Source organism: Ferruginibacter sp. (assembly GCF_031391665.1).
Taxonomy (GTDB): domain Bacteria; phylum Bacteroidota; class Bacteroidia; order Chitinophagales; family Chitinophagaceae; genus Ferruginibacter.
In genome coordinates this window covers 1-7,698 of sequence record NZ_JANMUN010000240.1, presented here as the reverse complement: position 1 = coordinate 7,698, position 7,698 = coordinate 1, and the positions used below count along the sequence as shown (strand labels likewise).

Sequence of the window (7,698 nt, the reverse complement as noted above, 5' to 3'; positions counted from 1 at the left end):
ACACCGGTTGTAGTTTCTTCGCTTAAACCTTTAACGTGCTGTATCAATTCAGGGTAAGTATCAAAAACCATATTGGTTAAATCACCACCATCATCTAAAATCATATTTAAAGGACGGTCTGCACCACCAAACCATAAGGTTTGTTCGATACACCAATCTGCTTCTGCCTGTGATTGACCTTTCCATGCAAAAACACCAATACCTGCAGCGGCAATTGCAGCAGCAGCCTGGTCTTGTGTAGAAAAAATATTGCAAGAGCTCCATTTAACTTCGGCGCCTAATGCAATTAATGTTTCAATTAAAACAGCAGTTTGAATGGTCATGTGCAGGCAACCTGCAATTCTTGCACCTTTCAATGGTTGGCTTGGTCCGTACTCTTCACGGATGGCCATTAAGCCCGGCATTTCTGCTTCGGCTAATCTAATTTCTTTACGGCCCCATTCTGCAAGGCTCATATCTGCAACCTTATTTTTAAGGCTGAAGTCGATGGAGGTTTTTGTTAATGTTGACATATTATAATTTTTAGAACACAAAAGTAAACTTATAGGATAATATTCTACAAGTTTGTGTAAATTTGGGGGATAATCCTTTTAATACAATTTTTACAGGAGATAATACTTTTTAACTATGGCAAAAGCTACAAAAACAGAAAATACAGCTATTGGCAATATTGCACTGGATGCTAAAGACCTTTTGATATTGAGTTTACTGCAGCAAAATGCACGGATGACGGTGAAAGAAATTGCGGATAAAATTCACCTGAGTACCACGCCGGTTCATGAACGCATCAAACGCATGGAGGCCAGCGGTGTGATTAAACAATACGCCACTTTGGTAGATCATACTAAAGTTAAAAAAGGCTTGATCGCTATTTGTTATGTCTCTTTAAAAGAACATAGTAAAACTGCGGGAACAAAATTTGTAAAGTCTATTATGCTTATGCCCGATGTTGTAGAGTGCTACACCATTAGCGGTGAATTTGATTTTATGCTGAAAGTGATGTGTGAGGATATGAATGCGTATCATGATTTTCATGTAAATAAATTAAGCAATATTGAGAATATGGGGCATGTGCAGAGTGTGTTTGTGATGGGGGTTATAAAGCAGACGCATCAGTTGGTGTATTAACCCCATGTTACGAAATGAAGGATATTTATTTTCTTTAAAGCTTTAATTATTTAGTTTGCTGTAATTTATATTGTTTCAAATTTCTTTCCTGCGTTTTCTTCTTCTTTTTCTTGATAAAAAGAAGCAAAAATCAAGGGCTGCGGAAAAAAAAGCTAAAAATTAATTGTCAAGGGTAAAATGAAATAAGTCACAACGGCAGAATAAAACCTGTCTTTGTGCGACTTACAGGCTAAGAATAAAACTAAACATTGGTAACATCTATTTCATTTATACTCCTTGCCACTAAATTTTCTTAACGCAATTTTTTCCGAGGCCCGTCCTTCAAAACTACTGGCTGAGTAGGCTGGAGTGGTAGCTTTTAATCTCTGCCACTTTTTGAATAAGTTAATGTTGATGGTGTCATGTAACAAATTATTTTTTTGGTGTTACCGGAAAAGGTATGCAGCCAACCTAAGCATTAAAATATCTCTGAAATCAAATTCACTTTATAGCTCGTAACAAATTGTTGGTTTAATGATTTTTAGCAGAGGGTTCACGTGGCGTTGGCGGGATAAAAGGGCGGAGCCATTCTTTTATCCTTGATTTTTTTGTTTCTCCTGAGCAGAGTCGAAGGATTTTATCAAGAAAAAAAGAAAAGAGAAAAATTAATGGAGGTATGTATTAGTTGGGGTATGGTTGTTATTGCATTGAATTAAAATTTCTTTTAAAAATTTTTCTTCTTTACTGAACTACTAATTTTAAATTAGGCGCAAACATTAAGCGGCCCTGTGCGTCTTTAACCACCACATCAAAGAAAAATATTTCTTCGCCGGGTTTTAATTGTTCGGTAATTGTTTTTTTCCAAATTTCGGGCAGGGGAGTGGTTTTAAAAACATTGGCCACCATACTGGTAATGGGTGATACTTTTCCGGTTTCTTCGTTCTCTGTTACCGCACGTCTTTTATACATGCACTGGTAAGAGGAGATGATGTAAACTGTTTTTTTATCGTCGGTAATGGTTAATGGCATTGTAACCAGTTGAACCGCTTCATCTACCGAAACAGTTGCAGCAGAATCTGACCGGTTGCCCAACGAACTTTTTAATTTAGGTGGTTTAAACTTTTGAACTGTAACTTCTTTGGGTTTAGTTGCAGGCTTTTGTGCAAAAACCATATTTGTAATTACCAAAAAGCAAAATAAAACTGGTATATTTTTAAGCACTGGCATGAGTTTTTTGTAACAACGAATTTACGGAGCAAAAAGTATATGAAAAGTTATATTAACATACCCTTGCATCATGGGTTTTTCATCTTGTTTTTAGCTTCAATGCACCATAGTAATTCGTTTATAAAACCAGCGGCTCTTTTATCGGTTGCAGCTTTATCGGCAGGCGTACCATTTTCATCAAATGCCCCGCTCACTTTAGGCACCGGGAACATGGCGGGCACCGTCCAGGCCTTTATCTTCCATAAAGAGAATTGTAAGGACGTAATTACCTGTGTACCACCAAAAATACCGTCGGATACCGTTGAGATGGCTACAGGTTTTCTATGCCATTCATCATACAACAGATCTACCACATTTTTTAAACTTGCAGGGTAACCTCCATTGTATTCCGGTGTGACAATTATAACGCCATCCGCAGCCTTTATTTTTTCAGCAAAATCAATTACCGGTGGAGAGGGATTTTTTTGTAACCGCAAACGTTCATCAAACAAAGGAAAATTGTATTCTTTTAAATCCAGTATTTCGGCCGTTGCCAGGTTATTGGTTTGCAGATAGTTTTTAAAATATAAAGCAACCCTGTGGCTGTTTCTGTCTATTCTTACACTCGATGATATTATGGCGATATGCGGCATTGTATTTTTGTATAAATTTAGTGAAGTATATAGTGAGTAAAGAGCAAGTAGTCAACTTACTAAAAAACTTCTCCTTATTGTGCCATATTCAACATTTCCTCCCTATCTTTGCCGCCCAAAAAAGAACAGTTCTCTTTATTAAACATTTCCCACAAGGTTCAAAAAGTTTCCAAAATTTTGGAACACCAGCAGGGAGTAACTAAAAACAAGTTATATAATGCCAAAGGTTAAAACCAACAGCAGCGCTAAAAAGCGCTTTAAAGTTACCGGCACCGGTAAAATTACTTTCCAAAAAGCTTTCAAACGTCACATTCTTACAAAAAAAAGTACCAAACGCAAGCGCAACATGCGTAAAGACGGCGTGGTTAGCGATGCTAATATGCACTTTGTAAGAAGACTATTGGGTTTGAAATAACTTTTAACTATCAACTTTTAACTTTAAACTAATTAAGATATGCCACGTTCAGTAAATGCAGTAGCCAGCAGGGCACGCCGCAAAAGAATATTAAAAAAAGCAAAAGGTTTTTACGGTAAGCGTAAAAACGTATATACCGTTGCCAAAAACGTTTTAGAAAAAGGACAAACCTATGCTTATGTAGGCCGTAAACTTAAAAAGAGAGAATACCGTGGTTTATGGATTGCACGTATTAATGCAGCAGTAAGGGCAGAAGGAATTACTTACAGCGAATTCATACATAAATTAGCAGCAAAAAATATTGATTTGAACCGTAAAGTTTTGGCCGATTTAGCAATGAACGAGCCTGAAACATTTAAAAAATTAATAGAATCTGTAAAATAATTGCTGGCTCAGCGTTTTTTTAAAACCGGGTGTAAAAAATTACACCCGGTTTTTTTATTCATAATATTTTCAATGGCCTACATTTGTAAAAAATTTTACTAACCGTAATTAATCCTAAACAGTAAATGGATAATACTTACAACGACCTGGTACAGCAAACCTTTAACTTTCCGCAGGAAGATTTTAAAATTAAGAATGAGTATTTGCAGTACAACGATCTTGATATAAAAGCACTGATAGATAAATACGGTACCCCATTAAAACTTACTTACCTGCCAAAAATTGGCAAACAAATTAATAAGGCAAAAACAATGTTTGCCAATGCTTTTAAAAGGCATAAGTACGAGGGCAAATACAATTACTGTTACTGTACTAAAAGTTCTCACTTTTCATTTATTGTAGAAGAAGCATTAAAAAATGATATTCATTTAGAAACTTCTTATGCTTATGATATTGATATTTTTAAAAAACTGTACGCCAAAAAAAAAGTTAATAAAGATACTTATGTGATTTGCAATGGCTATAAACAAAAGCCCTACACCAACCGTATTGCAGGATTGCTGAACAGCGGATTTAAAAATGTAATTCCGGTTTTAGATAATGTAGAAGAATTAAGGGCTTACATTAAATCGGTAAAAGTGCCTTTTAATTTAGGCATTCGTGTGGCTGCTGATGAAGAACCTAACTTTCCTTTTTACACCTCACGCCTGGGCATAAGGGCAAAAGATATTTTAGAATTTTATGTAGATAAGATAGAAGGTAACGAACACCGTTTTCAATTAAAGATGCTGCACATCTTTTTAAATAAAGGTATTAAGGATGATATTTATTACTGGAGTGAATTAAACAAGGTAATTAATTTGTATTGCCAGTTAAAAAAGATTTGCCCCGAGTTGGATTCTATAAATATTGGTGGTGGTTTTCCTATAAAACATTCGCTGGGTTTTGAGTACGATTACCTGTTTATGATAAATGAAATTGTGCGTAATATTAAAGTGGCCTGTAAAAAAAGTAAAGTACCGATGCCGCATATTTTTACAGAGTTTGGCAGCTATACGGTGGGAGAGAGCATGGCACATATTTACAGTGTTATCGGCCAGAAAAATCAAAACGATAAGGAAACCTGGTACATGATAGACTCTTCTTTTATTACCACATTACCCGATACCTGGGGCATTGGCGAAAAGTTTTTAATGCTGCCGATAAATAAATGGAATAACGAATACCATCGTGTAGTGCTCGGTGGTATTACCTGCGACAGCCATGATTACTACGATAGTGAGGAACATATTAATGAAGTGTTTTTGCCAAAGGTGGAAGATGGCGAACCATTGTATGTTGGCTTTTTTCATACCGGTGCTTATCAAGATCAGATTAGTGGGTATGGTGGAATAAAACATTGTTTAATTCCTTCACCAAAACACATTATTGTTGGCCACGATAAAAACGGAAAGCTGGTTGACTGGGTTTATGCAAAGGAACAAACTGCACAAAGTATGCTGAAGATACTGGGGTATTAAAATAAATAAGCCCACAAGACTATTCCTGCAGGTGGGCTATTTATTAGTTAAAGTGGTTTTTTTTGTCCACTTATATATTTAACGGAAGAGTTTAGAAATTATTATGCGTTATTCGCTGGCATAATCTTCTTTCTTACTTTTTTTGCGTTCTTTTTTGCTTTGTTTTTTTGCTATTTTTTTATTGGGTGCGGCACCAGATTCATACTTGGCATCTAAATAATATTTGCCATCGCAAAATTTCCAGTAGCGGTAACCCATTTCATTATCGTAATACATTTCACCATCTTTATTGCTTTTTGCCTGGTCATCCGTAATGCTAACTACAGGTGGTGGTGTGTACACATTTTCATTTGCAGTTGAAGTGTTCTCATATTTATCGCCAGCATCTAAATCATTTTTTGCAGGATAAGTTTTTTTAGTGCAGCCTGCAAAAATTACCAATGCGGTCAGTAAGGGTAACCATTGGTGTAAATTAAATTTTTTCATGTATAGTTGGGTTATATATTTACTACTCAATAATTTTGCCAAAACTTAATAAACAAAAAAAATATGCAACGTTTTTTTATTTTTTTAACTTTTATGTTATTTTCATTTACAATAAAAGCACAAACTGCAGAAGATTCTGTAAAGGCAGCTGTAAATAAATTATTTGATGCGATGATTAAAAGCGATGCTGTATTATTAAAATCAGCCTTTGCAGACAGTGCTGTTTTACAAACCATCAGCAGAAATAAAGAAGGTAAAATATTTATTCAAAATGAAACGGTGGATGCATTTGCCACTTCAATAAGTAAACTTGCAAAAGGCGATGCCGATGAAAGAATTGTTTTTGATGTTGTAAAAATTGATGGGCCGCTTGCCATTGTTTGGACTCCATATAAATTTTATTACAAAGGTGTTTTCAGCCATTGCGGCGTTAACTCTTTTCAATTGGTTAAATTAAACGGCGAATGGAAAATTCAATACCTGATTGATACCAGGAGAAAGAAAGTCTGTGAGTAGAAATTAGTTAGATTTTGAGTGGTTTTTATACAATATTTAGGTTGCTAAAACGTTATTGTAAAAAATACCCTCATAAAATGAAAACAAATGTACCCTATTTGAAGGCCATTGCATGCCTTTTGGTTTTACTAAACTCCTGCACTGTAACCAAAAACTCCATCGAACAGTACAATGCACCCATTGAAGATCCTAAAAAGGAAATTTTATGCTTTGTACAGCTGAAAGACGGCTCCGTTAAAAATTACACCACATTAAAATTAGTTACCGGTGTTTTTAAAACGCCTCATCTTATTGCTGATGGCAGTATTATTATTAAACCCGAAGAAATTAAGGCTTATCAAAACAAAGATCACTATGCTGTTTCTCAAAAAGAATTTACAGATGCAAAGCAAAGCTATGTTGCTAAGGATGCTTTACCCGGATTTGCTGTAAGAATTGCTGCCGGAAAAATAAATGTGTATTCGCTTAAATATTATAACGGGCATAACACTACCGAAAAATTATTTTTACAATCAGGTGATGATGCACAAATTGCTGCCTGCACACCGGAGCTGATGAATGAACTGGTGAAAGATAATGGCGATGCTTATACTTTTTTTAACGAAAAAAATAACACGGCGACCTTAACAAAAAAAATATTAGCCACAGTGGAAATTTACAATAATCCCGGCGACGTTACTAAAAATTAATACTAAAGTGAATTGGCAATGGTGAAGAATGGTCAATAATTTACCAGTTATAATTGAGAAATTAAATTATCACTTCATAAACATAAAACCCCGGCCCAAAAAGCCGGTTTTTTATTTGCGTAATGCTGTAACAAAATAAATAAGTAATTTGGTGGTATGCATAAACTTATTATTGCCGCTGTTGCAGTATTATTATTTTCCTGTTCGTCCAACAAAAATCCACATATCATTATTAAGACAAATCTTGGTAATGTGGAGGCTGAACTCTATCCTGACAAAGCACCGAAAACTGTAGCCGCATTTTTTTCTTATGTTGATTCTGGCTTTTATAAAAACAGTTCGTTTTACAGGGTTTTATTTATTGAAGCAATGGCATCTGATTATAATACCGGTATTATTCAGGGCGGCATTTGGCAAAGCAACAATAAAAAAGCAATTGCATTATCCGGCATTGTTCATGAACCACCTAAGCTAACAGGGTTATCACATACTACAGGTACACTTTCCTTAGCAAGATCAACTCCAGGAACCGCTAACAGCGAATTTTTTATTTGTATAGGCGATCAAACCGGTTACGACAGCAGTAAAAATTATAATCCCGATGGATTGGGTTTTGCAGCTTTTGGGAGAGTAATAAGCGGAATGGATATTGTAAGGCAAATTCATAAACAACCTGCAAACGGGCAATCGTTTACCAGGCCAGTTACTATTTTAAATATTGA

At 35.4% G+C, this 7,698-nt stretch carries 11 protein-coding genes; 7 read left to right on the top strand and 4 right to left on the bottom strand.

Features of this window, described 5'->3' with window-relative positions:
• A partial coding sequence (locus tag ACY651_RS18285; RefSeq protein ID WP_462254948.1) for an adenosylhomocysteinase occupies positions 1-512 on the bottom strand: 512 nt, incomplete at its 3' end.
• Between the two features lie 115 nt (positions 513-627).
• On the opposite strand from ACY651_RS18285, the gene ACY651_RS18280 reads away from it, so the two are divergent.
• On the top strand, positions 628-1,128 hold the full coding sequence (locus ACY651_RS18280) for an Lrp/AsnC family transcriptional regulator (protein WP_462254947.1): 501 nt from the start codon (positions 628-630) through the stop codon (positions 1,126-1,128).
• Between the two features lie 720 nt (positions 1,129-1,848).
• Here ACY651_RS18280 and ACY651_RS18275 read toward each other — a convergent pair.
• A complete protein-coding gene (locus tag ACY651_RS18275) occupies positions 1,849-2,334 on the bottom strand; it encodes a hypothetical protein (protein ID WP_462254946.1) in 486 nt (161 codons plus the stop codon).
• 68 nt (positions 2,335-2,402) lie between these two features.
• Positions 2,403-2,966: an NADPH-dependent FMN reductase gene (locus ACY651_RS18270; protein WP_462254945.1), complete on the bottom strand. Its 564-nt coding sequence runs from the start codon at positions 2,964-2,966 to the stop codon at positions 2,403-2,405.
• A 217-nt stretch (positions 2,967-3,183) separates the two neighbouring features.
• Here ACY651_RS18270 and rpmI point away from each other — a divergent pair, with 217 nt between their 5' ends.
• From rpmI to ACY651_RS18255, 3 genes are all read left to right on the top strand, one after another.
• Positions 3,184-3,381: a 50S ribosomal protein L35 gene (gene rpmI / locus ACY651_RS18265; RefSeq protein ID WP_462254944.1), complete on the top strand. Its 198-nt coding sequence runs from the start codon at positions 3,184-3,186 to the stop codon at positions 3,379-3,381.
• A gap of 39 nt (positions 3,382-3,420) precedes the next feature.
• Complete coding sequence (rplT, locus tag ACY651_RS18260; protein ID WP_462254943.1) at positions 3,421-3,765, top strand: 50S ribosomal protein L20; 345 nt, start codon at positions 3,421-3,423, stop codon at positions 3,763-3,765.
• 125 nt (positions 3,766-3,890) lie between these two features.
• Positions 3,891-5,285, top strand: a complete 1,395-nt coding sequence (locus tag ACY651_RS18255) for a type III PLP-dependent enzyme domain-containing protein (protein ID WP_462254942.1) — start codon at positions 3,891-3,893, stop codon at positions 5,283-5,285.
• A gap of 108 nt (positions 5,286-5,393) precedes the next feature.
• Here the strand turns inward: ACY651_RS18255 and ACY651_RS18250 are convergent, their stop codons facing one another.
• Positions 5,394-5,771, bottom strand: a complete 378-nt coding sequence (locus tag ACY651_RS18250; protein ID WP_462254941.1) for a hypothetical protein — start codon at positions 5,769-5,771, stop codon at positions 5,394-5,396.
• Positions 5,772-5,834: 63 nt separating this feature from the next.
• Between ACY651_RS18250 and ACY651_RS18245 the strand changes: the two genes are divergently transcribed.
• The 3 genes from ACY651_RS18245 to ACY651_RS18235 all read left to right on the top strand — a co-directional run.
• The gene (locus ACY651_RS18245; protein ID WP_462254940.1) at positions 5,835-6,287 is read left to right on the top strand and encodes a nuclear transport factor 2 family protein; all 453 of its coding nucleotides are present in this window, start codon (positions 5,835-5,837) and stop codon (positions 6,285-6,287) included.
• A gap of 77 nt (positions 6,288-6,364) precedes the next feature.
• Positions 6,365-6,976 (top strand): hypothetical protein, encoded by a 612-nt coding sequence (locus tag ACY651_RS18240; protein ID WP_462254939.1) that lies wholly within the window; start codon positions 6,365-6,367, stop codon positions 6,974-6,976.
• A 156-nt stretch (positions 6,977-7,132) separates the two neighbouring features.
• A partial coding sequence (locus ACY651_RS18235; RefSeq protein WP_462254938.1) for a peptidylprolyl isomerase occupies positions 7,133-7,698 on the top strand: 566 nt, incomplete at its 3' end.